This window comes from Brevibacterium marinum, from assembly GCF_011927955.1.
GTDB lineage: Bacteria > Actinomycetota > Actinomycetes > Actinomycetales > Brevibacteriaceae > Brevibacterium > Brevibacterium marinum.
Genome location: NZ_JAATJN010000001.1, coordinates 4,198,529 through 4,221,031, shown reverse-complemented (window position 1 = coordinate 4,221,031; position 22,503 = coordinate 4,198,529). Strand labels below are relative to the sequence as shown.

Here is a 22,503-nt window from a genome sequence, read left to right as displayed (position 1 = left end):
CGGCACGGTGACGAAGACGTTGTCCTTCGTCTTCGACTCGATGTTGACCTCGAGCTGCTGGACGCGCAGCGAGATCGGTTTGCTGGTGGTCTCGACGAGCGGCATCTTGAAGTTCAGGCCCGGCTTCGCGACCTTCTTGAATTTGCCGAATCGTTCGACGACGACGTTCTCCTGTGTCTTGACGGTGAAGAACAGGCTGGTCCTCAGCTTGCCGAACAGCAGTACGGCGAGGATGAGGACGACGATTATGACAACGATGACGCTTCCGGTGAGGATTTCCATGGCTCCTCCGAGCTGTGTGGGTCCGCTATTTCTTACAACATCTGTTGCTGTCCCACTCTACTGGTGATTGATGCACACATGCGAGGGAGACCTTGGCTGTTCCTGATTCGAGCCTAGGGCCCACCGCCGTTGTGGGAAACCGTGCGACAAGTGTGGATTCGCCCGAGACACTCCGGATGCTACGAGGGCCGTGCCGGTGGCTGCACATCTGATGTCAGACGTATACTGGAATCTGCGTGCGGAACTATCTGTGGAAGGTGACTATGTCTGAGACATCGACGACGAGTCAGCGCGAACCTGCCACCGACAACACCACCGGTCACCGGAAGACGACGACCTCCGACCGGATCAAAGATCTCATCCTCGCGGACGGACTCCGACCCGGAGACCTCCTGCCCACCGAGGGGGAATTGTGCGACCGCCTCGGCGTCTCCCGTTCGAACGTCAGGGAAGCCGTTCGCAAACTCTCGACCCTCGACATCGTCGACGTCCGCCATGGGCACGGAACCTATGTGGGCGAGATGTCCTTGGATGCACTCGTCGAAGCGCTGGTCTTCCGCGGTGTGCTCAGTCCCGGCGATGATCTGCGCGCGCTGCGGGATGTCGTCGAGGTGCGGCAGGCGCTCGACTACGGAATGTCCGAGGCGATCGTGGGGAGCCTGCAGGGCACCACGAACCCCGAACTCTCGGCCCTGGTCGACGAGATGGTCGCCATGGCGCAGGCCGGGAAGTCGTTTCCCCACCAGGACAGGGCCTTCCACACGGGACTCCTGGCGTCACTGGGCAATTCGCTCGTCGGCCAGCTCGTGGCGGCTTTCTGGGATGTGCACACGGCCGTGCTGCCGAGGCTCAACGTCGCAGTGGCAGCCGACCTGGAGCAGACGGCCCGGGCGCACGGGCAGATGCTCGAGGCAGCCCAGGACGGAGACGTGGAGGCCTTCCACGCTGCGATCACAGTCCACTACGAGCCGATCGCGCGTGCCCTCGACCGCGGCGTCACCTGATATAGGCCGGTACCGGCCACCACCGACAGCAGCACACACAGCGCACAGAGAGAGAACCGATGGAAGTCATCATTGCCGACGACCACGAGCTGGCAACACTGGTGGCCGATGCCATCGAACGCCTTCTGCACCGCGAATCCGCACCCGTGCTGGGCTTGGCCACCGGCTCGAGTCCGCTGTCCGTCTACGATGAACTGACCCGACGTCATGAGGACAACGGCTTGTCATTCGCCGGGGTTCGTGGGTTCATGCTCGACGAGTACGTCGGACTGCCCGCCTCGCATCCGCAGTGCTACCGCAATGTCATCGACGCGGAATTCGTCTCACGCGTCGACTTCGAAGACGGTGCGGTCCAGGGACCGAACGGGATGGCCGGGGACCTCACCGCCGCGTCCGCGGAATATGACCGGGCCATCGCCGAGGCGGGAGGCATCGATCTGCAGATCCTCGGAATCGGGACGGACGGTCACATCGCGTTCAACGAGCCGGGGTCGTCCCTGGCCTCACGGACCCGCGTCAAGACACTGGCACATCAGACACGCATGGACAACGCCCGGTTCTTCGACGACAACGTCGACCAGGTGCCCCAACACTGCCTGACCCAGGGACTGGGCACGATCATGGAGGCCCGTCACCTCATGCTCATCGCCACCGGCGGACACAAGGCAGAGGCCGTGCACCAGATGGTGGAGGGCCCGATCTCATCGATGTGGCCGGCGACCGTGCTGCAGATGCATCCGCATGCCACTGTCCTCGTCGACGACGCAGCCGCCTCACGCCTGCAGCTGGGCGACTACTATCGCCAGACCTACGCGAGCAAGCTGGACCGGAACAGACTCTGAATCGGAACAGACTCTGAACCGGAACCGGCGGATGCTCTGAGCCGAAAAGCCCCCAGCCTGTCGCAGGAGCCAGGGCGTCTCGCAGGCGTCAGGGAGTCTCGCAGGCGTCGACGAACCAGGACGTGATCGTGGCCGGGTGGGTGATCGCCGTTCCCACCACCACCGCCTCGGCGCCGGCGGACAGCACCGCTGACACATCCGACGGAGTGTGGATCCGGCCCTCGGCGACGAGCATCGGCGACAGGACCGCCTGCCGGATCTCGCGCAGGAGCTCGATGTCGGGCCCGGGCGTCTTCGGGCGTTCGCCCGAGTAACCGGCCAGGGTGGTGCTGATGAAGTCCGCGCCGGACTCTGCAGCGTCGAGAGCATCGTCGAGGCTGCCGCAGTCGGCCATGACCAGCGCATTCGTTTCCTCATGCAGACGGGCGACGGTCTGGGCCAGGCTCAGACCATCAGGGCGTGGACGGCGAGTGCCGTCGAGGGCAACGACATGGGCACCGGCCAGGGCCACGGCGTGGGCGTGCTGATACGTGGGAGTGATGACGACGCCGGAGGTGCCGTCCTTCCACAGGCCGATGACCGGAGTCTCGACCGCCGAGCGTGTCGCCTCGATGTCGGCGAGCCCCTGCACGCGCAGAGCGGCAGCGCCGCCGCGCACGACGGACGCCGCCACCTGGGCCGTGGTCCGTGGATCCCGCATGGGCTCTCCCGGATACGCCTGGGCCGAGACGATGAGTCGGCCTCGGATCGCGTCGCAGATCTCCTGCTTGGTGAACATCAATCAGTCTCTTCGCTGGTGTTGTCTGAGGTCCCGTCGATGCTGCCTGAGTACCCGTGGTCGGCCGACCACAGACTCGCCGCCCCGATCAGCGCGGCATCCTGTCCCAATTCCGCCGGTGCCAGTTCGAGCCCGCGCACGGCGGGGATGAGTTCGGCCTCGAATGCCTCACGCATCGGGCGCCACCAGGGCTCGCCGGCGCCGGCGAGGCCACCGCTGATGACGATGGCCTCCGGGGACAGCACATTGGCCAATCCGCCCAGCGCCGAGCCCAGTGCACGTCCGGCCCGGTCGAAGGCACGCGCAGCGATCGCATCGCCGGCGGCTGCGACCTGAGCCAGCTCGCGTGTCGAGGTTACGTTCCCGCCGCCGGCGAGGCGATGCGCCGCGAGGATGGCGGGACCTGAGGCGATCGCCTCGACGTGCCCGACTCCGCCGCAGGGGCAGGGCAGTGCCTGGGCAGATGCGACCGGCATGTGGCCGATGTGTCCCGCCGCCGCATGACGCCCCGTCAGCAGGCGTCCTGCGGTGATGAGACCGCCGCCGATTCCCGTGCCCGCAGCCACCAGCAGGCAGCTGCGGGTCCCTCGGGCCGCTCCCGCGAGCGCCTCCCCGAGAGCATGGGCATGGACGTCGTTGACAGCCCGTGTCTCAAGGCCGAGCCGGTCGCGAAGTCCTGCGGTCAGGCGTGTCCCTGTCCAGCCGGTGAGCGAGTCGGTCGCCGAGACCACCGTTCCCGTCTCGGGGTCGATGACTCCGGCCGAACCGAGGCCCACCCTCCAACGGAGATCGGGCCCACCGGGGGCCTCAGCGGCGTCTGTCATCACCGCATGAGCCACCTCGGCGATGGAGTCGAGTATGGCCTCTCGACCCGCAGCGGCGGGGGTGGGCACCTCACGGAGGTGGCCCACGCTGTCGTCGATGACCGAACCGGTACGGATCTTCGTGCCCCCGACATCGACGGCAACGACGGCGGCTCGGGTCACAGAAGTCCCTCTGCGGAGATCGTCTTCCTGACCCGGCTGGTCTCTGCCGCGTCGAGGGCGAGCATCGGCTCGGCCATGCGGTTCGAGCCGATGACGCCCATGAGCTGCAGGGCGGTCTTGAACCCGCCGAGGCCGGTCGCCCCGGCCGAGACACGCTGAGGATCGGCCGCCCCGGTGATCTGGAAGAGTCGCGCCAGACGATCCTGTTCGGCTCTCGCGGCCGTCCAGTCCCCGGATTTCGCGGCCTCGTAGAGGCGCACATAGCCCGCGGGATCGACATTGCCCAGACCCGGGACGATCCCGTCGGCGCCGCCGAGGAGAGCACCGTCGGCAACCACCTCGTGGCCGGTGAAGACGGCGAACTCGGGAAGGTCGCGAATCTCGAGCAGCAGCCGGCGGAAGGCCACGTCATCGGCCGAGGAGTCCTTGACCCCGGCCAGCACACCCTCCTGGGCGAGGCGCACAGTGAGCTCGAGCGGCATCTTCATATGGGTGCGCACGGGAATGTCGTAGGCGAAGAGGGGGAGGTCGATTCCTCCGGCGATCGTGCGCAGATGTCGCTCCACCTCGGCGGCATCGGAGAGCGCATAGAAGGGAGTGGTCACCACGGCAGCGTCCCCACCGATCGACAGCAGCCGATCGGCCTCAGCGAGGACGCGGTTCGTGCTCTGTTCGCTGATTCCCACGAGAACCGGGACTCGACCACCGGCGGCCTCGAGGGCCGTGCGCAGCACGAGATCACGTTCGTCGTCGGTGAGGTAGGGGACCTCACCGGAAGAGCCGAGTGCGAAGATGCCGTGGACTCCACCGTCGACGAGGTGGTCGACGAGAGCGGAGATGCCTGCGCAGTCGACCTGACCGTCCGCGGTGCGCGGTGTCTGCAGCGGTGGGATGATGCCGTGGAATTCACTCATTGATCTGTCCTTGCTCGGTGTTGTTGCTGTCCCCTGCCGAGGCGGTTGCTGCCAAGGAGGGAGAGGATGAGGTGCGACGGGTGTACGTCGCTCGTCTGCCGTAGATCGTCAGGGCGGTCACGTCGTGGTCGCCCAGGTTCCGGGAACCGGTGAACAGGGAGATCACGTAGCCGAAGATGACGGCGCCGATGAATGCCACAGTCGATACGGCGAACGGTGTCAACCCTGCCACGTCCTGGACGTACCAGGCGAGTGCGGCGCCGAGCAGGAGGCCGCCGAGGACTCCTGCGCTGTTGGCGCGTCTGGTGAAGATGCCGAGTGCGAAGACGCCTGCGAGCGGAACTCCGAACAGCCCGGTGATGGACAGGAACAGGTCCCAGGTCTGTGCTTGGTCCGTGACGGACAGGTACAGGGCGACCGCAACCGAAATGGCACCGACGATCACGATGACCAGTCGGGAGAAGCCGACTCCGGTGTGTGCCTGGCCGTCTTTGTGGGGGAAGAAGCGGTCGCGGATGTCGACGGTCACGCAAGCCGAGATCGAGTTCAGGCTCGAGGAGATCGTCGACTGCGCGGCGGCGAAGATCGCAGCGATCAGCAGTCCGGAGATGCCGGCCGGAAGAGCGGTGACGGCGAAGTAGGGCACCAGCGCCGAGGTGTTGAACCCCTCGGGGAGAGCCTCGGCGTGCTGGTAGTAGCTGTAGAGGACCGTGCCGATTCCGTAGAACAGAGGAATGGTCACCAGGGCGAGTATTCCGTTGACGATCAGCGACCGCACGGTGGACTTCGGCGAATCGGTCGTCTGATAGCGCTGCACCACGTCCTGGCTGGCGGTGTACTGGTGGAGGTTGTTGAATACCGAGCCGAGGAAGACGATCGGAATGGCCGCGGCCGCTCCGCCGAACTTCCAGTTGTCGGCCGAGATGAACTTGTCGTCGGCCGCGGCGTCCGCGGCCACGGTGACCAGGCCTCCGTCGAGGGCGGCGATGCCGAAGGCGAGGATCACGGCGGCACCGACGAGGAGGATGATGCCCTGGACCACATCCGACCAGATGACGCCTTCGATGCCGCCGAGGAAGGTGTAGACGACGGAGAGGACGCCGACCGCGGCGGCGACCAGGACGGGGCTGATGTCGGTGACCGAGCTGATCGCCAGTGTGGGCAGGTAGATCACGATGGCGACACGGCCGATGTGGAAGAGCACGAACAGGGCCGATCCGAGCACGCGGATGGTGGGTCCGAAGCGCTCCTCGAGGTATTCATAGGCGGTGGTGACGTCGAGCTTGCGGAAGAAGGGGATGTAGAAGATCACGAGCAGCGGGACGATCGCGAAGATGGCGATGTTGCCGGCCGCATAGGACCAGTCAGTGAGGAAGGCCTGCTCGGGCGTGGACATATAGGTGATGGCGGACAGTGTCGTCGCGTAGATGCTGAAGCCTGCCGCCCAGGCGGGGATGCGGCCATTGGCCTTGAAGAAGGATTCGGTTCCGGTGCTCGCCTTGCGGGTGAACCACACTCCGATTCCCAGTGTCGCGAGCAGATAGATGATGATCACGGCCCAATTCAGGCCGCCGAGTCCCGGAGCGTCCATGCTCCCTCCTCACATGAAGACCGAACGGGATCCGCGTCGATGCCAAGTCCCGACTGATACATAAGACGTCTGATGTCCTATGTTGCCAATGTACGCCGGGTGTGGGGCGGCGCACAAGCCTTCGGGGCGTCACCGCGCCCTTGGGTGCACCACGTCGAGGGGCCCGGCGCGTTGCATGCACAGCGCGCCGGGCCCCTCTGATCGCTCAGAGCGCGATCGTCGCTATTCGGTCGATTTCGTCCGCTCTTCGCGGAAGCGTATGACCGCGACGACGAGCGCGCCGACCATGAAGGCGAAAGACAGTCCCCAGAATACTGCTGTGAGATCATGCAGTCCCGGAGCGAATGCAAGCGCTTGCGACGCGATCGCAAGAAACAACAGGGCGATGATCCATCTGGCTTTCAGCGGAATTCTCATTGTCCCTCCAGTTGGTTTGTGGTCTCAAGTGGAGTTGTTGCTATGGCCATCATAGTTCCATGATGAGTCACGTGCTCAGGCATCTTCCGACACTAGCTCCTCCGATCGCGGTGAAACCGGCTACGCATGCCACGCATCCGGCTCCGACGGTCACCGCACACGCGGACGCGCAGGTGCTGATGATGATCACTGCGACTCGCCATTCACCCAGGTGGTCACCTGAGCCTCGGCGTCCGACGACTGGTTTGCCTTCACCTGGACCTGATCGGATGTCTTGCCGATGTCCGGGTCGACGACGACACCGGCGAATGAGCCCTTGTCGTATCCGTCGCCTGACAGCTGGACGGCGACCATCAGCTTGTCTGTGCCTTCTGGTTGCGAGGCATGGGCATCGTCGATATCTGCCACTGCGCCATGGGGGAGGTCGCTCAGGGGCCTTGACCGGCTCGCTGGCTCCTGAACACTCCCTCCAGGCCGAGATGGCAGGCATGTGGGAAGATTGAAGGCGTGTCGAAAAATCCTGAGATCCTGACCCCGGAGGGTCTGCCGCCTTTGGCTGATAAGCCCGGAGTCTCCTTCATCATGCCGGTCCTCAACGAGGCCGAGCACATCGCCAAAGCGATCACCACGATCCTGGCCCAGGACTACGACGGGGACAAGGAAGTCGTCCTCGCGCTCGGCCCTTCGACCGACGACACGAACGCCATCATCGCGGACATGGCGGCACAGGACTCCCGCATCCAGACCGTCGACAATCCCGATGCGGCGACCCCGATCGGACTCAACCTCGCGATCGCCGTGACCCGACACCCGGTCATCATCCGCGTCGACGCACACTCCGGGCTCAACCCCGAGTACACACGTCAGGCCATCGACACCCTGCGTGAGACCGGGGCCGCCAACTGCGGTGGGCTCATGCTCGCCCGCGGCACAACCTCCTTCCAGAAGGCCGTCGCTCGGGCCTATACGTCACCGGTCGGCCTCGGCGGTCCCGCCTATCATTCCGGTGACGAAGCGGGCGAGGCCGAGTCGGCCTACCTCGGCGTCTATCGACGTGAGGTCTTCGATCACCTCGGCGGCTTCGATGAAGGCATCAAACGCGGCCAGGACTGGGAGCTCAACCTGCGCATCCGCACCTCCGGCGGCCGCATCTGGTTCAACCCGGACATGGAAGTCACCTACTGGCCACGCGATTCCTGGTCGAAGATCGGCCAGCAGTTCTGGGCCACCGGCATCTGGCGCGCAGAACTCATCCGCCGCTACGGATCGGCCAACTCGCTGCGCTACTTCGCGCCCCCTCTGCTGGTCCTCGGCATGGGCGCCAGCGTCATCGAAGCCCTCCTGCAGATCACGGGGCGGACGAAGGCGTGGCCGAAGTTCCTGCGCCGCTTCACCTCTCTGGTCCACGTGCCCAGCTTGGGCTACATCTCGGGGATCCTGGCGACCGCCTCGGCGGCCGAGGACTGCGGACGACGCGAACGCGCCTGGTTCGGGCTCATCCTGCCCACCATGCACCTGTGCTGGGGTGCCGGCTTCCTGCGCGGCCTGGTCACCGGCGCCGGATCGACGAAGGACGGCAGCCGTTGAGCAAGAAGAAGCGCCGGTACGGTCGCAATGAGCGCGACCAGGTCAACCGGGCTCAGGCCGCCAGCGGTCAGCCGACCGATCAGCCGCACGACGTCGAACGCGCTCCTGTGCCCGAGCGCCCGGAGCCGAAGAAGTTCAACGCGCCACTGTGGGCCGGTCTCGTCGTCGTCATCGGCCTCGCCGTCGTGCTCGGCCTCAGCTTCTTCGGCGAGGAGAACCACCTGACCATCGACTCTCTCGAGCAGCCCACGGTCGCCGCCCTCGACGGCGGATCCGAGGTCTATCCGGCGAACTCCGAACGTGCCTTCACCGAGAACACGAAGTTCGGTTACCTGCCGGCCCCGACCCTGGCGAAGCTGGGCGACGGCACGATCATCGCGGCTGACCCGAAGACTGCGCCCGAGGACATGGGGCTCGAGGACGATCTGTCGTCGCTGGATCGTGACTCGTTCCTCGACGAGACCATCAAACCCCCGCGCAAGGACACTGCGCCCGGCGAGCCCATCACCTGGGATCAGATGGTCGACCAGATGGCCGGTGCCACCGTCCTCATGCCCCTGATCGAATCCCCAGAGGTGGCGGGCCCAGTGCTGGATAAGATCGCCGAGGCGGACATCGCCGATTCGACGATCGTGAGGACCGCGAATGCCGAAGTCGCCGAAGCGGCGTCCAAATTCGGAGTGGCCGCGATGTACACCGGCGACCCGACCGCATCCGACGAGGAGTCGCTGGCCGCCATGGGGTACTCGATGATCGCCGTGGACGCGGAATCTGCGGCGAAGTGGACCGGCACGGATCTCAAGGTCTGGGCGACCGGAGTCAAGGACGAGGCGCAGCTCAAGGAACTCGCAGAGGAGGGGGTCTTCGGAGCCCTGAGCACCAACCCGTACACGATCCAGCCCTCGGATGTGAAGACCGACTGAGTCTGACAGGATGGCGGGCAGAGCACCTCGGCGACGGTGACGCACCGTCGGCCCGACCAGCACAACCCACGATCAGGAGATGACATGACACAGCCCATCGGCAACCCATCGCACATCGGCAACCTCGACGCCTCGCAGCTCGGCCCACAGCCGACCTACCTGCCCGACGACCACGCCGATGTCGAAGCCAAGAAGCGCCTCGACGCAGGCGAAGAGCCCATCGACATCGTCGCCGGTCTGCCGGCCTCGTCCCTGGCCTGGGCGATCCTGGCCGATGAAGCCCACAGCGAAGGCCGCCTCGTCGACTCCTATGCCTACGCTCGAGTCGGCTACCACCGCGGACTCGATGCCCTGCGCGCCGCCGGCTGGCGCGGCTCCGGGCCGATCCCGTGGAAGCACGAGATCAACCGCGGGTTCCTCCGCGCGCTCAATGCCCTCGGGCGTGCCGCCGGTGCGATCGGCGAAGGTGAGGAGGCGGCTCGGATCGAAGAGTTCCTGCGCTCGTCCGACCCGGCAGCCATTGATGCCATGGCTGCGGGGGAGTAGGGGCCAGGTCTTACTGGGCTGTGTAACCGCCATCTACGGGCAGCACTGTGCCGGTGATGAAGGCCGATTCGTCGGAGGCGAGGAACAGTGTCGCGTGGGCGACGTCTTCAGGCTGGCCCAACCTGCCGATGGGATGTTTGGCGCCCATCAGCTCCTTGTAGGCATCGAGCCCGCCCGGTCCGCGGGACCCGAGCTCTTTCACCAGCGGGGTCAGGATCGTTCCGGGAGCTACGGCATTCACCCGAATGTTGTCCTGTCCGTAGGTGACTGCGTCCTGTTTGGTCATAGCGACGACCGCTCCCTTGGCGGCGTGGTAGGGCGTCAGTTCCTGCGATCCCACTAAACCGTAGATTGACGCGAAGTTCACGATCGCGCCTCCACCTGCGTCTTTGAGATGAGGGACGACGTGCTTGGTCATGAAGAACAGTCCCTTGACGTCAACGCCCAATACGGCATCAAGCTCCTGCTCCGAAACTTCGTGAGTAGGTTTATCCACTCCGGTCACACCGGCATTGTTGATCAAGACATCGACTCTTCCGAACTGCTGGACAATTTCGTCGACTGAGCCGCGCACCTGAGACTCGTCGGAAATATCCACGTTCCAGAAGGCTGCTGTGCCACCGTCAGCCTCGATGGCCGCGATTGTCTCCGCTCCACTGTTTTCGTCAATGTCGATGACGGCGACTCTGGCACCCTCACGCGCATAAAGTTCAGATTGGATACGACCCATCCCAGCCGCGCCGCCGGTGATGACTGTCACTTTGCTGTCCATTCGATTCATCGTCGCTCCCTATCTCAAGTGAAATCTGTTTCGCTTCTGCATTCAGTCTGCGCGAATTGCAGCCGTGCCGACGATCTCAAATTGAGACTCTCAAATTGAGACGCCGCGGTGTCGTGCAGCTGTGCGAAAGTCTGGAGTGAAGACATCGGCGGCCGCTTCCACTGTTCTGACTGGAGCACAGCCGCGTGGACAACAATCTTGAACAAGGAGGTTCGATGGGACGTTTGGAAGACAAAGTGGCCGTAGTGACAGGTGCTACTCGCGGCATCGGTCTGGCAATTGCCACGCGATTTCTGGCAGAGGGTGCCAAGGTTGTCTCGGTGGGGCGATCGTTCGACAACGAGCAGCACGCAAACGACTCGGGTGAACGCTTCACCCGCGATGCCTATCTGCACCTGCCCGGTAACGTCTGCGAAGAAGCAGATTGGACGCACATCTTCGACAGCGCGATCTCAACGTTCGGCGGCGTCGACATCCTCGTCAACAATGCAGGACAGATTGCGTACGATCCGCTCGAAGAGTTGACCACAGAGGCATGGGCCCAGATCGTTGCCGCCAATCAGACCGGGCCATGGTTGGGAATGCGCAAAGCGATTCCTCACATGCGGACCAGGGGAGGAGGCGCGATCATCAATGTGGTGTCCATTTGGGGAGTGGCAGCGGTAGGGGGTGCGCATGCTTATCATGCGACCAAAGGTGCTTTGCGCATGATGACCAAGAATGCCGCGATCACATATGCCGACGATTCCATCAGGGTGAATTCGCTGATCCCAGGGTTCATCGACACGCCCCTCACGGAAGCTCAAGATGCGGCAGTGAACGAGTATGTGGTGGGGCAGACGCCGATGGGGCGGTCTGGCACTCCAGACGAGATAGCTGCAGGGGCAATTTTTCTGGCAGGTGACGAGTCATCCTTCATGACCGGATCCGAACTGGTGATCGACGGTGGGTACCTCGCTCAATAGTCGATGAATCGAGAGTGCTGACTTCTGTCCGGAGTGCGCGTCCGAAGAGGCAGAGGCAGCGGGGCGGGGTCGACAGAGTTGCACGCCTTTGGAAAAATCCAAGGTACACATTTGCACACCGACGAAGGTGAGCAGCAATGAGAGTGGAGCCGATGGACGCCGACGAACTTCGAGAAGCGAAAGAAGCAGTCCTCGCCGTGATGAACAGTCGCGGCGAACGCGCGCCGTTTCTGCTCCATTCCTGGGAGCGGTCTCATCTGCTTTTCGGTGCACCCGATGCAGTCGTTCGAGTTCCTCATGCCGATGACGAGGAGATCGACAACTCTCTCTTCGAGCTCTGTCGAGATCAGATTCACACATTTGCCGGTGAGCTTGTCGGGTCAGGCCAGGGAATCCTCTTGTCCGATGCCGCCGGCCGAGTGGTGGAGACCTGGTCGAGTGATCGGTTTGCTCAGGCCCATCTGAGAACAGTCAACACCGAACGTGGTGCCGATCTGTCCGAACAGGCGGTCGGCACCAACGGGCTAGGCACAGCCATCGTCTCCGGGAAGGGGGTTCAGGTCAGCGGCCCCGAACACTACGCTGACTTCTACACCAATGCGTTGTGTATGGGAGAACCGGTCTTTCACCCGGAGTCTGGGCAAGTGCTCGGTGCTATCGTGCTCTCCGGCGATGACGGAGCACATTCGAATCTGCTGCTGCCGTTGCTGCGAGGTCTAGTGGCACAGATGCAGCTGCGGATACTTCGAACTGCCGACGATGACGAACTCCTGCCGGACGGTTTGCAAGCCGACCTTCCCAGCACGCTGAACACGACTGCTGGCCCTCTGAAGTCTCCCGTCCGCGAACGTGTCACGGCCGCTGAGACAGCTGAAGACCGCAGTAACGATGGTGCCGACCCCCAGATGTCCTCTGTTTTCGGAGGTGTGTCAGTGGAGGGGGTGGATGTGGAGTTTACACGCGACGGAGATGGACGTCACTCTTTGCGTCTTCTTGGTGACGCCACCTCCACCCGTGCGCTGCAGGGGGAGACCGGGGATATGCCGGTCGTGCGCGACTCGCTATGGCAAGAGCAATTGGAAAGTATATCCCTGACGTTGCAGAGCCACCATGCTGTGATGATCGTCGGAGAGTCCGGAACCGGGAAAGCGACACTGGCAGCAATGGCGATGCGCCAGGTGGCCTCGAGCCACCCCCTCAAAGAGGTTGACGCCGTCCGCGCCAAGGTCGACGGTTGGCAGTCGATGCTGAGACGAATCGCCGAGGATTTGGACTCCGGGCATAGTCTGGTCGTACGAGGAGCCGAGTGCCTCACAGAGCGTGAGCGTATCGAGCTGCGAGCTCTTTTCACCTCAGCGGACAACCCATACATGGCCCTGACGACGACTACCGACTACGGCGCCGAATCAGGCCAATCGCTTCACGCCACAGTAGCTCCGACGGTTGTGCTTCCCGCTCTTCGCGAACAGCCTGATCGAATACTCCAATTGTGGGAATCACTCGCCGGAAAGAGCGGTCGTGCGTCGAGGCTGAGCGCACCGGCACAGAACGCGGTCACCGAGTACCACTGGCCCGGAAATCTGCGCGAACTCCATCACGTTGCTGCGACCGCTAGTCGCAACACACCGGGGGCAGACATCGACGTCGACGCTCTCCCCGCAGCCATTCGTTCGGCACCCATCGGAGCAACGATGATCGAACGGGCAGAACGGCATGCGCTTCTCCAGGCGCTGCAGCAGGCGCAGGGAAATCGTTCGCAGGCTGCTGCAATCCTCGGGGTCTCACGCGCAACGATCTATCGCAAGATCAAACAGTACAAACTGGTGCAATAAAGGTGCTGCATGAGACAACGCCGGTCAGGCGATGCATGAGACGTTCAATGCTGACTCTGCGGCTTGGACGCGAAATTTGCCGTTCCACTCCCGGGGCGGTCCTGCGCATGTCGATCGTGGAGGGTCGATCCGCGTCGAATCCACCTGTCTCAACTTGAGACTTGACTGTTTCAAGCTGAGAACGACGTTCACAATAACCAAATGTGCGTGAAGACTTACTTCTGTGCCTCTTATGAGGTCGTCATTAAATTCTGACAAGGAGGTCTACATGCCTACCGCGCAACCATCAGATCCGCTGAGCGTCATCTATTCGCAATGGGATCAGGAATTTGCAGCCCATCCTGAGATGTCGCTGGGGTTGATGCGCTGGGTTTTCGAGGATTGGCAACGTGTCACTTCGGAACCGTCCAATGTTCGATACCGCGAGAGCACGGAAGGCGGGGTGCCTGGAATCTGGGTTCTTCCCGATGATGCTGACCGGTCGAGAGTGCTGTTGGAGCTGCACGGTGGAGGGTTCGCCTTGGGGTCGTCCAATAGTCACCGCAAGTTGGCTGGCCACCTCGCAAAGAAGACCGGCGTCACTTGTTTCGTGGCCGACTTCCGCCTCGCGCCAGAGCACCCGTTCCCTGCTCAGATCGACGACGCAGTATCGGTGATTGATGCTTTGAACGAACAAGGCGTCGCAACCAAGAACATCATTCCCGTAGGTGACAGTGCTGGTGCAAGCATCGCAATCAGCAGTGTGCTGAAACTGCGCGAAGGTGGCCGAGAGCTGCCCGAACAGGTGGTGACGATGTCCCCGTGGCTGGACATGGAGAATACCGGAGAAACCATCGAAACGAATGCTGACACTGACTTCCTCATCACCCGAGAGGGGCTGCAGGGCAACATTGACCGGTATCTTTGCGGAGGAGCAGACCCGCGCGACCCGCTCGTCAATCCTCTCTACGCGGATTTCACCGGATTCCCCAGGCTCTACATCTGTGCGAGTGACACCGAGTCACTTTATGCAGACAGCACCCGCCTGGCAGCTCAGGCTGAAGCACATGGAGCCGAGGTCACTCTCTCGATCGTGCACGGGCAGCAACACGTGTTTCCGATGCAGGCCGGAAACCTCGCAGCCGCAGATCAGGCGATTGCGGAAATCGCGGACTGGTGCCGCTGACTCGGCGTCAAGCTCTTCCTGACCCTCATTTTCCATGACGGCATTTTTAGGAACAGACGATGATCAAAACTACTCAAATGGACCATGACGCGATCGTCATCGGTGCAGGCTTCTCCGGCCTGGCGATTCTGCATCACCTTCGCGAAATCGGACTCGACACCCGGGTGGTGGAAGCGACGGACGGCGTGGGCGGCACCTGGTGGATCAACCGCTACCCAGGAGTCCGCACAGACAGCGAGTTCCACTACTACTCGTTCTCCTTCAGCAAGGAAGTCCGAGACGAATGGACGTGGAGCCAGCGCTACCCAGACGGTGCAGAAGTCTCAGACTATTTGAACTTCATTGCAGACCGGCTCGACCTTCGTCGCGACATTCAACTCAACTCCAGGGTAGAGACAGCTCGATGGCACGCTGAAGACGCCCTGTGGGAAGTCACCTTCGCTGATGGGACGACCAAGCGAGCACGTTATCTCATCAGCGCGATGGGGGCACTGAGCCAGGCGGTCTTCCCCACCATCGACGGCATCGAAGCATTCGCCGGAGCCAAATATCACACGGCCGCATGGCCGAACGACGGAGTCGACTTCACCGGAAAACGCGTCGGCGTGATCGGAGTCGGCGCTTCGGGCATCCAGATCATTCCAGAGTTGGCCAAGCAGGCAGAAGAACTCTTCGTCTTCCAGCGCACTCCCAACTATGTCGTCGAAAGCAACAACGACAAGGTCGATCAGGAGTGGATGCAATACGTGAGAGATCACTATGATGAGATCTTCGACCGATCGGCGCTCCACCCGTTCGGAGTGGACATGGAGTACCCAAATGCCTCCGCCACCGAGGTTTCGGCCGAGGAACGACGCCAGATCTTCGAGAGCAAGTGGAAAGAAGGCGGTTTTCACTTCGCCAATGAATGCTTCACCGACCTGGCCAGTGACGCCGAGGCCAGCGATTTGGCCTCGGAGTTCATCCGATCCAAGATCCGTGAAATCGTAGACGACTCGGACACCGCTGAGCTGCTGTGTCCGAAGAGCTATTCTTTCAACGGCAAACGCGTGCCCACTGGCCACGGCTATTACGAGACATTCAACAGACAGAATGTTCATTTGCTGGATGCAAAGTCCACCGCAATCACCCGCATCACCGAGGCCGGAATAGTACTGGGAGACACCGAGTACCCACTGGACGCCATTGTTTTCGCGACAGGGTTCGACGCGATGACAGGAACTCTCACCAACATTGACATCATCGGCCGGGACGGGGTCGTCCTCAGAGACAAATGGTCCGAGCAGGGGCTGCGGACGAACCTTGGGCTCTCAGTTCACGGGTACCCCAATTTCCTCATGTCGCTTGGCCCACAGACACCGTATTCGAACCTTGTCGTGCCGATTCAACTCGGAGCGCAGTGGATGCAGCGGTTCCTGAAGTTCCTCACCGAACAGGGCATTGAGGTATTCGAATCCAGCAGGACGGCCGAGGAGACCTGGAACGACGAAACCGTCCGTGGCGCAGAAGCAACGGTGATGTCGGTCGAAGGACCCAAAGCGGGAGCCTGGTTCATCGGCGGCAACATCCCCGGAAAGTCTCTTGAATATCAGGTCTACTTGGGAGGGGGACAGGTGTACCAAGAATGGTGCCGGCAAGCCGAGAAAGACAACTATGCTAGCTTTCTCTCCGGGCATCAGCCAGATGCTGAACGCCTGGCGACTTCAATGGACGAATCGGTGGTCATCTGATGGAAGCACGCAACGAGAACTCATTGGGATTGGGACTGCTGCGGCAACCGGCGACCGTGATCTTCGGTCCAGGACAGAGGCGTGAGCTTCCGACTCTGGCCAGACGTTTGGGAACCACCGCTTTGATCTGCACCGACAGGCGAATGCTCTCAGAGCAAGCCTGCCTCGACCTGCAAGCAGGGTTGGAAAGTGCAGGGATGAGAGTCATTGCCTACGGTGATGTTCGTCCCGACCTTCCCCGAACGGACATCCAAACTGCAGTGGACGCACTCGCCGGTGAAGATATCGACGTCTTGATCGGCCTGGGCGGGGGCAGCTGCATGGACTTCGCCAAGGTGATGGGCATTTTGATCAATTCTCCTGCAGACGTTCGTGAAATCTTCGGGGAAAACCGTGTTGCCGGGCCCGGTCTGCCAGTCATCACCGTGCCGACGACTGGAGGCACCGGTGCCGAATCCACCTGCATCGCAGTGGTCAACGATGAAGACAAAGGGGTGAAGGTCGGAGCCGCCAGTGCGTTCATGGAAGCCGTGGCGACAGTGATCGACCCTGAACTCACCCTGACGGCACCCAGTGCGCTGACCGCGGCTACTGCTGTGGACGCCCTGTCGCATCTGATTGAGGCGTATACCGCAACAGCGAAGAATCCGTCGTCTCAGGACATGAAAGACCACCTCTACGTCGGCAAGAACGTCCTGACCGACGTGTGGGCAGAAAAGGGGCTGGAGCTCATTGGGCGAGGTATCCCGGCTCTGGCGGAGAACCTTGGCAGTTTGGAAGCACGAACCGATGTGATGCTGGCGGCCTATTGTGCCGGACTGGCGATCAACACTGCAGGAACTGCCGGGTGCCATGCCCTACAGTCACCGATCGGTGCGCTGACGGGTACTTCGCACGGATATGGAGTCGGCGCGCTCCTGCCGTACGTGATGCGCTACAACCTTCCTGCCCGGATCCCCGAATTTGCTCGATTGGGGAAGCTACTGGGAGTCCAGGCAACCGGAAACGAGGAGACGGACGCTCGTGCCGCAGTCGAGAAGGTGGAGACCCTGGTCGTCACCATCGGAGCTCCGAATGATCTGAACCAGCTGGGCATGACCGAACGCGACGTTCCCGCAGTTGCCGAAGCAGCGGCGGCATCCACTCGACTGATCGCCAACAACCCACGTCCGCTTCCGGTTCCCATCATGGAGGAGATCCTGCTGGGCGGAGTCCGCGGAGATCTGAACTGGTGGGACAGTTGAGCCGCATCGGTATCATCGGCGCCGGGTCGATAGGCAGTGCGTTTGCGCTGCTCTTCGCCGATGCCGGATACCGCGTACGGGTCTATGACCCTGACCTGAGCGCCGCTGCTCGATCACAGGAGACTATCAGCAACCGGGCATCTCAGCTGGCTCAGTATGGACTGCTGCGATCAGATCACGAACGGATCAGTCGACTCATCGACTACGTGCCGACAGTCGCCGAGGCGGTGAATGAGGCCCTTCTCGTGCAGGAATCAGGGCCAGAAGACGTTGTCCAGAAGAGGCAGATCTTCGCTGACCTGACCGCCGCGACCTCACCACACACGATCCTGGCAAGTTCGTCCTCGTCGATTCCCACGAGCCGGTTTGTGCCTGAGACGTCAGCTGAAAGAGCGCTCATCGCCCATCCGGGCAATCCTCCGTACCTGCTGCGCATCATCGAAATCGTCGGCAATCCGGCGACCTCAGAGGAAGTGCTGTCGAGGGCGGAATCGATCTACGCGAAAGCCGATCTGACTCCGGTGCGCATCCGACAAGAGATCGAGGGGTTTGTCTTCAACAGACTTCAAGGCGCGGTTCTGCGCGAAGCCTATGCCTTGGTCAGTGAAGGAACAGTTGATCCGGATGGACTCGACACCTTGGTCAGAGACGGGCTGGGGTTGAGATGGGCAGTACTCGGCCCATTTGCCACCAGCGATCTCAACGTCCGCGGAGGGATCCGTGCACACGCGAAACGCATGGGAGACGCATATCAGCGCATGGCCTCCGGTCGCGGACCCAGCGAGGCGTGGACCGAGGCCATGATCGATGAGGTGGAGGCGGCACGGCGACGCGAAGTCCCGCTCAGCTCGTGGGACGATGCGGTCGCCGACCGCGATCTCGAGCTCATGAAACTGCTCAACTCGCGTCAACCGAACCTGAGAAAGGAAGACAGATGAATCATTTCCACGGAGACGTCTTTCTCATCACCGGAGGCGCCGGCGGGATCGGAAAGGCAACCGCCACAGCATTGGCACAAGCCGGTGGACGTGTCGTCATCACCGACAGCGACGAAGAGGCCGGTCACGATGCGGTGAAAGAAGTTGCAGCAGCGACCGGGGGCACACTTCGCTTCGAACCATTGGACGTCACCAAACCTGAGGCCGTAGCGTCCTGCGCCCAGCAACTGGAAAATGACGGGTGGCCGGTCTACGGACTCATGGCCAACGCCGGTATCGCCCCCAGCAGCGCTGCAGTCGACTACTCGGATGACCTGTGGCTGAAGACCGTTGACATCAACCTCAACGGTGTCTTCTGGTGCTGTCGTGATTTCGGGAGACGGATGATCGACAAAGGCGCAGGGGCTATCGTAGTCACCTCGTCGATTGCTGGGTTCAAAGTGGTGTCCCCTGAGGCCCACGTCGCCTATGGGACGACCAAAGCAGCTGTGGCTCATATGGCCAAGCTGCTTGGGGTGGAATGGGCGAGGTCCGGTGTCCGAGTGAACGCCATCGCGCCCGGATACACAGCTACACCGATTCTGGACAATCTCCAGGCCGAGTCTCCTGAAACCTACAGCGAATGGACGTCCCGAACTCCTGCGGGACGACTCAACGATCCGGCAGAGATCGCCAACGCAGCAGTCTTCCTACTCTCGAGCCAGTCCAGCGGAACGACTGGGACGGTGCTGCACGTAGACGGAGGTTACAGCGCTCGGTAGCCGAGAGTCGCGCTTGTGCCGCTGTTTCGCGTCTCAGGCTCGTAAACCACTGTTCTCCAGCTCAGACCGAGACGACCGCAGCCCCGCCCTCGATGTCCTGGGCCGTGAACACGGCGTCGAGCAGCCCCGGGAAGCGGGCGTCGAGGTCGTCCTTGCGCAGCGAGTTCATGATCGAGGTGCCCTGGTACTCCTGGCGGATCACGCCGGCCTCACGCAGGGTCCTGAAGTGATAGGTCGCGGTCGACTTCGACACCGGCAACTCGAATGTCACGCAGGCATGGTCGTGATGATTCGCGTTCAGGCGGCAGGCGATGTGCCTGCGGATGGGATCGGCCAGTGCCGCGAGCACGGTGTCGAGCCGCATCTCATCCCGCGCGGGATGCTCAAGGGTCCGCAAGGGCCACCTCCTCGTCGCATTCGTCACACTGATTCGCCGTCCTTTGATTGTACGGCCTTGCTGGTAGTACGGTAAACATCGAACTACGAAGAATCTCGTACTTCATCTCGAGTCCCACTCCCGTGGCTCGAACCCACTGACGATCAAGGGGTCGCATGTCCCATCTGCTGTTCGAACCGCTCACCCTGCGTGGCCTGACCTTCCGCAACCGATCCTGGGTCCCGCCGATGTGCCAGTACTCCGTCGAGAGCCTCGACGGCATGGCCGCGCCGTGGCACCTCGTCCACTACGGGTCCCTGGCCCGCGGCGGTGCCGGTGCAGTCATCGTCGAAGCCACCGGCGTCACCCCAGAAGCACGGATCTCCGAGAAGGACCTGGGCCTGTGGAACGATGAACAGCGCGACGCGCTGATCCCGGTCGTCGACTTCATGCACTCCCAGGGCGCGGCCGCGGGAATCCAGCTCGCCCACGCCGGCCGCAAGGCCTCGACCTACCCCGAGTGGGGTACTGACTTCGAGGGCAGCCTGCCCGAGAGCGAGGGCGGCTGGCAGACATCGGCCCCCTCGGCGGAGGCCTTCCCCGGTTTGGAAGCCCCGCGCGAACTGAGCGAAGCAGAGATCGGCGAGATCGTATCGGCGTTCGCCGCCTCGGCCCGCAGGTCGATGGAAGCCGGCTTCGACTTCGTCGAGATCCACGGAGCCCACGGCTACCTGCTCCACGAATTCCTCTCCCCGCTGTCCAACACTCGCACCGACTCCTACGGCGGATCCCCGGAGAACCGTGCCCGTTTCCTCCTCGAGGTCGTCGATGCCACCCGCGCCGAGGTGGGTGAGGACGTTCCCGTGCTCGTGCGCCTGTCCGCCACGGATTGGACCGAGGGCGGACTGAGTCTCGATGACACGGCACAGTTGTCCGCGTGGCTGAAGGACCACAGTGTCGACCTCGTCGATGTCTCCACCGGCGGCAACGTCATGGCCACAATCCCCGTTGGCCCCGGTTACCAGACGACCTTCGCCGAAGGAATCCGCAAGCAGGCGAGAATCCCGACCGCCGCCGTCGGACTCTTGACTGAGCCCTTCCAGGCCGAGCACATCCTCGCGACCGAACAGGCGGATGTCGTTCTCTTGGGTCGTGAGTCGCTGCGCGATCCGAACTTCCCGATCCGGGCAGCGGATGCTCTGCGGCATCAGATCGACTACAAGCCGGCGCAGTACCACCGCGCCTACAAGTAGGTCGGTCGGGAACCGGTAATAGGTGCCGGTGCGGGTGGAGGGGCAGCTCTGCCCGCACCTGTCACGTCAGCCCGCCGGCCCACAGCCCCAGCCCGGCTGCCGCGGTCGCGAGGACGAGCGTGCCCAGGGCGCTGACGAGGCCGGCGGCCCATCTCCGCTCCTGGATGAGGCGGATGGTCTCGAAGCTCGCGGTCGAGAACGTCGTATAGCCGCCGAGAAACCCCGTGCCGACGATCAGCTGCCACGCCTCGGGCAGGAGCTGAGCGCTCGCCAACCCGGTGAGCAGGCCGAGCACGAGTGAGCCGCTGACGTTGATGGTGATCGTCCCCCACGGCACGGCGCCGCTTACACGCGATTTGATGAGCCCGTCGAGCAGCATTCTTGCCGAGGCCCCGATGCCCCCGGCCAGTGCCAGGGCTATGAAGACCAGTGGAGTCATCGCGAATCACCACTCCGGGGTGCATCCAACGTTCGTCGCCTCGCCACCGCGCGGGATCTGCCATGCAGTACAGTCGCCGTGGCGATGCCCGCCCACGTGGCGAGACCGCCGACGAGAACTGTACCCAGGCCATAGGCGATCCCGACACCGACACGCCCTCCCCCGAGGAGGCCCGCCGTATCCGCAGCCAGTGCACTGTAGGTAGTGAACCCGCCCATGAACCCGGTCCCGACCATGATCCGCATCCTGCGCCTGCGACCCTCGTCGGGGCCCATGCGTGCCAGTGAGTCGAGAAGCAGGCCGAGCAGGAACGCACCGAGGACGTTGACGGCGAAGATCGCGTAGGGGATGTCGCCTGTCGACGTGAACGTGAGTGTCAGACCTTCGCGCACGGCAGTGCCGAAGGTGCCGCCGAGGAGGGCCAATCCCAGATAGGGCAGGCGCAGGTGAACGGGGCGGCTCACTTCCCGTCCCCGATCTCCGGCGACTCTGCTCGCAGGGGAACGACGACCAACGGTCGATGCTGTTGGCGGGCCAGTTGGATGGCGACCGAACCGTTGAAGAACTCGTGGAGGGAGCCTCTGATCCCCGCCCGACGGACTCCGACGACGATCATCTGTGCATCAAGCGCCTCGGCGAGGTCGGTCAGCTCCCGTGCGGGCGCACCAGCCAATGCACGGACCGACCATTCGACGTCGGAGCTCTCCAGCGCGGAGGCGATACGGGTCCGCAGTTCGGGATCGAACTCGGCGCTCGCCTCGGCGGTGGTGTCGGGATCGATGGGCATCGACACGGCCGTCCCGTCGGAACCGGCACTGACGGTGTACCGGGATTCATCGACGTGGGCGCAGAGGAGCTCGGCACCGAATCTCTTCGCGTAGACGGCAGCGGTGGACAGCACCTCCGCGGGCTGATCGGGGACGACGCCGACGATGATGGAGGCGTGCGCTGGCGACTCCGGGCGCGCGGGCATTGTGTCGGGGGCACTGGTCATGGTCACTCCTACCTTCTGGGCATGCTGACGCCGGTCGAGGTAGGGACTGTTGTCGGAGAACCGAGGTTGGGAACGGCGAGCCCCACCGCCGTGACACCTGAGGCGTCTGCGGTCATTCTGCCACAGAGGGCATGATGCCAGACAGTGTTCATCAG

25 protein-coding genes are annotated in these 22,503 nt (G+C 62.9%); 13 read left to right on the top strand and 12 right to left on the bottom strand.

Translation table 11 applies throughout. The features are described from left to right. Nucleotides 1–282 (bottom strand): SPFH domain-containing protein (locus BKA07_RS18965; RefSeq protein ID WP_245162018.1); only part of this gene is annotated, 282 nt, incomplete at its 3' end. Nucleotides 283–545: 263 nt separating this feature from the next. On the opposite strand from BKA07_RS18965, the gene BKA07_RS18960 reads away from it, so the two are divergent. Together BKA07_RS18960 and nagB are read left to right on the top strand one after the other, a co-directional pair. Next, nucleotides 546–1,286: a FadR/GntR family transcriptional regulator gene (locus BKA07_RS18960; RefSeq protein ID WP_245162017.1), complete on the top strand. Its 741-nt coding sequence runs from the start codon at nucleotides 546–548 to the stop codon at nucleotides 1,284–1,286. Nucleotides 1,287–1,345: 59 nt separating this feature from the next. After that, nucleotides 1,346–2,128 carry a glucosamine-6-phosphate deaminase gene (gene nagB, locus BKA07_RS18955; RefSeq protein WP_167952701.1) on the top strand — a complete coding sequence of 261 codons (783 nt, stop codon included), beginning with the start codon at nucleotides 1,346–1,348 and terminating at the stop codon, nucleotides 2,126–2,128. Nucleotides 2,129–2,216: 88 nt separating this feature from the next. On the opposite strand, the gene BKA07_RS18950 is transcribed toward nagB, so the two are convergent. From BKA07_RS18950 to BKA07_RS18925, 6 genes are all read right to left on the bottom strand, one after another. Continuing rightward, nucleotides 2,217–2,906, bottom strand: coding sequence for an N-acetylmannosamine-6-phosphate 2-epimerase (locus BKA07_RS18950; protein WP_167953410.1), 690 nt, complete (start codon nucleotides 2,904–2,906; stop codon nucleotides 2,217–2,219). After that, nucleotides 2,906–3,892, bottom strand: coding sequence for an ROK family protein (locus BKA07_RS18945; RefSeq protein WP_167952700.1), 987 nt, complete (start codon nucleotides 3,890–3,892; stop codon nucleotides 2,906–2,908). Before BKA07_RS18945 ends, BKA07_RS18950 begins: the two co-directional genes overlap by 1 nt. Beyond that, complete coding sequence (locus BKA07_RS18940) at nucleotides 3,889–4,806, bottom strand: dihydrodipicolinate synthase family protein (RefSeq protein WP_167952699.1); 918 nt, start codon at nucleotides 4,804–4,806, stop codon at nucleotides 3,889–3,891. Before BKA07_RS18940 ends, BKA07_RS18945 begins: the two co-directional genes overlap by 4 nt. After that, complete coding sequence (locus BKA07_RS18935; protein ID WP_167952697.1) at nucleotides 4,799–6,397, bottom strand: sodium:solute symporter family protein; 1,599 nt, start codon at nucleotides 6,395–6,397, stop codon at nucleotides 4,799–4,801. The genes BKA07_RS18940 and BKA07_RS18935 overlap by 8 nt, the downstream gene beginning before the upstream one ends. Before the next feature lie 222 nt (nucleotides 6,398–6,619). Continuing rightward, a complete protein-coding gene (locus BKA07_RS18930) occupies nucleotides 6,620–6,814 on the bottom strand; it encodes a hypothetical protein (protein WP_167952695.1) in 195 nt (64 codons plus the stop codon). Nucleotides 6,815–7,000: 186 nt separating this feature from the next. Continuing rightward, the gene (locus tag BKA07_RS18925; protein ID WP_167952694.1) at nucleotides 7,001–7,222 is read right to left on the bottom strand and encodes a hypothetical protein; all 222 of its coding nucleotides are present in this window, start codon (nucleotides 7,220–7,222) and stop codon (nucleotides 7,001–7,003) included. 99 nt (nucleotides 7,223–7,321) lie between these two features. Between BKA07_RS18925 and BKA07_RS18920 the strand changes: the two genes are divergently transcribed. From BKA07_RS18920 to BKA07_RS18910, 3 genes are all read left to right on the top strand, one after another. After that, nucleotides 7,322–8,401 carry a glycosyltransferase gene (locus BKA07_RS18920; protein ID WP_167952692.1) on the top strand — a complete coding sequence of 360 codons (1,080 nt, stop codon included), beginning with the start codon at nucleotides 7,322–7,324 and terminating at the stop codon, nucleotides 8,399–8,401. Beyond that, complete coding sequence (locus BKA07_RS18915; RefSeq protein ID WP_167952691.1) at nucleotides 8,398–9,324, top strand: hypothetical protein; 927 nt, start codon at nucleotides 8,398–8,400, stop codon at nucleotides 9,322–9,324. The genes BKA07_RS18920 and BKA07_RS18915 overlap by 4 nt, the downstream gene beginning before the upstream one ends. A gap of 84 nt (nucleotides 9,325–9,408) precedes the next feature. Further along, nucleotides 9,409–9,870: a DUF3151 domain-containing protein gene (locus tag BKA07_RS18910; protein WP_167952689.1), complete on the top strand. Its 462-nt coding sequence runs from the start codon at nucleotides 9,409–9,411 to the stop codon at nucleotides 9,868–9,870. A gap of 10 nt (nucleotides 9,871–9,880) precedes the next feature. Here the strand turns inward: BKA07_RS18910 and BKA07_RS18905 are convergent, their stop codons facing one another. Beyond that, a complete protein-coding gene (locus tag BKA07_RS18905; RefSeq protein ID WP_167952687.1) occupies nucleotides 9,881–10,651 on the bottom strand; it encodes an SDR family NAD(P)-dependent oxidoreductase in 771 nt (256 codons plus the stop codon). A gap of 215 nt (nucleotides 10,652–10,866) precedes the next feature. Here BKA07_RS18905 and BKA07_RS18900 point away from each other — a divergent pair, with 215 nt between their 5' ends. The 7 genes from BKA07_RS18900 to BKA07_RS18870 all read left to right on the top strand — a co-directional run bounded on the left by BKA07_RS18900 (nucleotide 10,867) and on the right by BKA07_RS18870 (nucleotide 19,286). Beyond that, nucleotides 10,867–11,616: an SDR family NAD(P)-dependent oxidoreductase gene (locus tag BKA07_RS18900; protein ID WP_167952685.1), complete on the top strand. Its 750-nt coding sequence runs from the start codon at nucleotides 10,867–10,869 to the stop codon at nucleotides 11,614–11,616. 152 nt (nucleotides 11,617–11,768) lie between these two features. Then, complete coding sequence (locus BKA07_RS18895; protein WP_167952683.1) at nucleotides 11,769–13,448, top strand: helix-turn-helix domain-containing protein; 1,680 nt, start codon at nucleotides 11,769–11,771, stop codon at nucleotides 13,446–13,448. A 268-nt stretch (nucleotides 13,449–13,716) separates the two neighbouring features. After that, nucleotides 13,717–14,613, top strand: a complete 897-nt coding sequence (locus BKA07_RS18890) for an alpha/beta hydrolase (RefSeq protein ID WP_209044032.1) — start codon at nucleotides 13,717–13,719, stop codon at nucleotides 14,611–14,613. Between the two features lie 59 nt (nucleotides 14,614–14,672). Continuing rightward, complete coding sequence (locus BKA07_RS18885; protein WP_167952681.1) at nucleotides 14,673–16,343, top strand: flavin-containing monooxygenase; 1,671 nt, start codon at nucleotides 14,673–14,675, stop codon at nucleotides 16,341–16,343. Continuing rightward, entirely contained in the window at nucleotides 16,343–17,587 is a 1,245-nt protein-coding gene (locus tag BKA07_RS18880) for an iron-containing alcohol dehydrogenase (protein WP_167952679.1), read from the top strand. The genes BKA07_RS18885 and BKA07_RS18880 overlap by 1 nt, the downstream gene beginning before the upstream one ends. Beyond that, nucleotides 17,584–18,525, top strand: a complete 942-nt coding sequence (locus BKA07_RS18875) for a 3-hydroxyacyl-CoA dehydrogenase (RefSeq protein ID WP_167952677.1) — start codon at nucleotides 17,584–17,586, stop codon at nucleotides 18,523–18,525. The genes BKA07_RS18880 and BKA07_RS18875 overlap by 4 nt, the downstream gene beginning before the upstream one ends. Further along, nucleotides 18,522–19,286, top strand: coding sequence for an SDR family NAD(P)-dependent oxidoreductase (locus tag BKA07_RS18870; RefSeq protein WP_167952675.1), 765 nt, complete (start codon nucleotides 18,522–18,524; stop codon nucleotides 19,284–19,286). The genes BKA07_RS18875 and BKA07_RS18870 overlap by 4 nt, the downstream gene beginning before the upstream one ends. A 61-nt stretch (nucleotides 19,287–19,347) precedes the next feature. Here the strand turns inward: BKA07_RS18870 and BKA07_RS18865 are convergent, their stop codons facing one another. Then, the gene (locus BKA07_RS18865) at nucleotides 19,348–19,683 is read right to left on the bottom strand and encodes an ArsR/SmtB family transcription factor (RefSeq protein WP_167952674.1); all 336 of its coding nucleotides are present in this window, start codon (nucleotides 19,681–19,683) and stop codon (nucleotides 19,348–19,350) included. 155 nt (nucleotides 19,684–19,838) lie between these two features. Between BKA07_RS18865 and BKA07_RS18860 the strand changes: the two genes are divergently transcribed. After that, complete coding sequence (locus BKA07_RS18860) at nucleotides 19,839–20,915, top strand: NADH:flavin oxidoreductase/NADH oxidase (protein WP_167952673.1); 1,077 nt, start codon at nucleotides 19,839–19,841, stop codon at nucleotides 20,913–20,915. A 61-nt stretch (nucleotides 20,916–20,976) separates the two neighbouring features. Here the strand turns inward: BKA07_RS18860 and crcB are convergent, their stop codons facing one another. Genes crcB through BKA07_RS18845 form a run of 3 tightly spaced genes read right to left on the bottom strand, consistent with a single transcriptional unit; the run spans nucleotide 20,977 to nucleotide 22,348 of the window. After that, the gene (gene crcB / locus BKA07_RS18855; RefSeq protein WP_167952672.1) at nucleotides 20,977–21,354 is read right to left on the bottom strand and encodes a fluoride efflux transporter CrcB; all 378 of its coding nucleotides are present in this window, start codon (nucleotides 21,352–21,354) and stop codon (nucleotides 20,977–20,979) included. Continuing rightward, nucleotides 21,351–21,818, bottom strand: a complete 468-nt coding sequence (locus tag BKA07_RS18850) for a fluoride efflux transporter FluC (protein WP_342449129.1) — start codon at nucleotides 21,816–21,818, stop codon at nucleotides 21,351–21,353. The genes crcB and BKA07_RS18850 overlap by 4 nt, the downstream gene beginning before the upstream one ends. Then, entirely contained in the window at nucleotides 21,815–22,348 is a 534-nt protein-coding gene (locus tag BKA07_RS18845; RefSeq protein ID WP_245162016.1) for a universal stress protein, read from the bottom strand. The genes BKA07_RS18850 and BKA07_RS18845 overlap by 4 nt, the downstream gene beginning before the upstream one ends. Between the last annotated feature and the right edge of the window lie 155 nt (nucleotides 22,349–22,503).

Coding starts and splice junctions, on each gene's coding strand:
- BKA07_RS18960 (WP_245162017.1), top strand. CDS start 546: ATGTCTGAGACATCGACGACGAGTCAGCGCGAACCTGCCACCGACAAC.
- nagB (WP_167952701.1), top strand. CDS start 1,346: ATGGAAGTCATCATTGCCGACGACCACGAGCTGGCAACACTGGTGGCC.
- BKA07_RS18950 (WP_167953410.1), bottom strand. CDS start 2,906: ATGTTCACCAAGCAGGAGATCTGCGACGCGATCCGAGGCCGACTCATC.
- BKA07_RS18940 (WP_167952699.1), bottom strand. CDS start 4,806: ATGAGTGAATTCCACGGCATCATCCCACCGCTGCAGACACCGCGCACC.
- BKA07_RS18935 (WP_167952697.1), bottom strand. CDS start 6,397: ATGGACGCTCCGGGACTCGGCGGCCTGAATTGGGCCGTGATCATCATC.
- BKA07_RS18930 (WP_167952695.1), bottom strand. CDS start 6,814: ATGAGAATTCCGCTGAAAGCCAGATGGATCATCGCCCTGTTGTTTCTT.
- BKA07_RS18910 (WP_167952689.1), top strand. CDS start 9,409: ATGACACAGCCCATCGGCAACCCATCGCACATCGGCAACCTCGACGCC.
- BKA07_RS18905 (WP_167952687.1), bottom strand. CDS start 10,651: ATGAATCGAATGGACAGCAAAGTGACAGTCATCACCGGCGGCGCGGCT.
- BKA07_RS18900 (WP_167952685.1), top strand. CDS start 10,867: ATGGGACGTTTGGAAGACAAAGTGGCCGTAGTGACAGGTGCTACTCGC.
- BKA07_RS18895 (WP_167952683.1), top strand. CDS start 11,769: ATGGACGCCGACGAACTTCGAGAAGCGAAAGAAGCAGTCCTCGCCGTG.
- BKA07_RS18890 (WP_209044032.1), top strand. CDS start 13,717: ATGCCTACCGCGCAACCATCAGATCCGCTGAGCGTCATCTATTCGCAA.
- BKA07_RS18885 (WP_167952681.1), top strand. CDS start 14,673: ATGATCAAAACTACTCAAATGGACCATGACGCGATCGTCATCGGTGCA.
- BKA07_RS18880 (WP_167952679.1), top strand. CDS start 16,343: ATGGAAGCACGCAACGAGAACTCATTGGGATTGGGACTGCTGCGGCAA.
- BKA07_RS18870 (WP_167952675.1), top strand. CDS start 18,522: ATGAATCATTTCCACGGAGACGTCTTTCTCATCACCGGAGGCGCCGGC.
- BKA07_RS18860 (WP_167952673.1), top strand. CDS start 19,839: ATGTCCCATCTGCTGTTCGAACCGCTCACCCTGCGTGGCCTGACCTTC.
- crcB (WP_167952672.1), bottom strand. CDS start 21,354: ATGACTCCACTGGTCTTCATAGCCCTGGCACTGGCCGGGGGCATCGGG.
- BKA07_RS18845 (WP_245162016.1), bottom strand. CDS start 22,348: ATGACCAGTGCCCCCGACACAATGCCCGCGCGCCCGGAGTCGCCAGCG.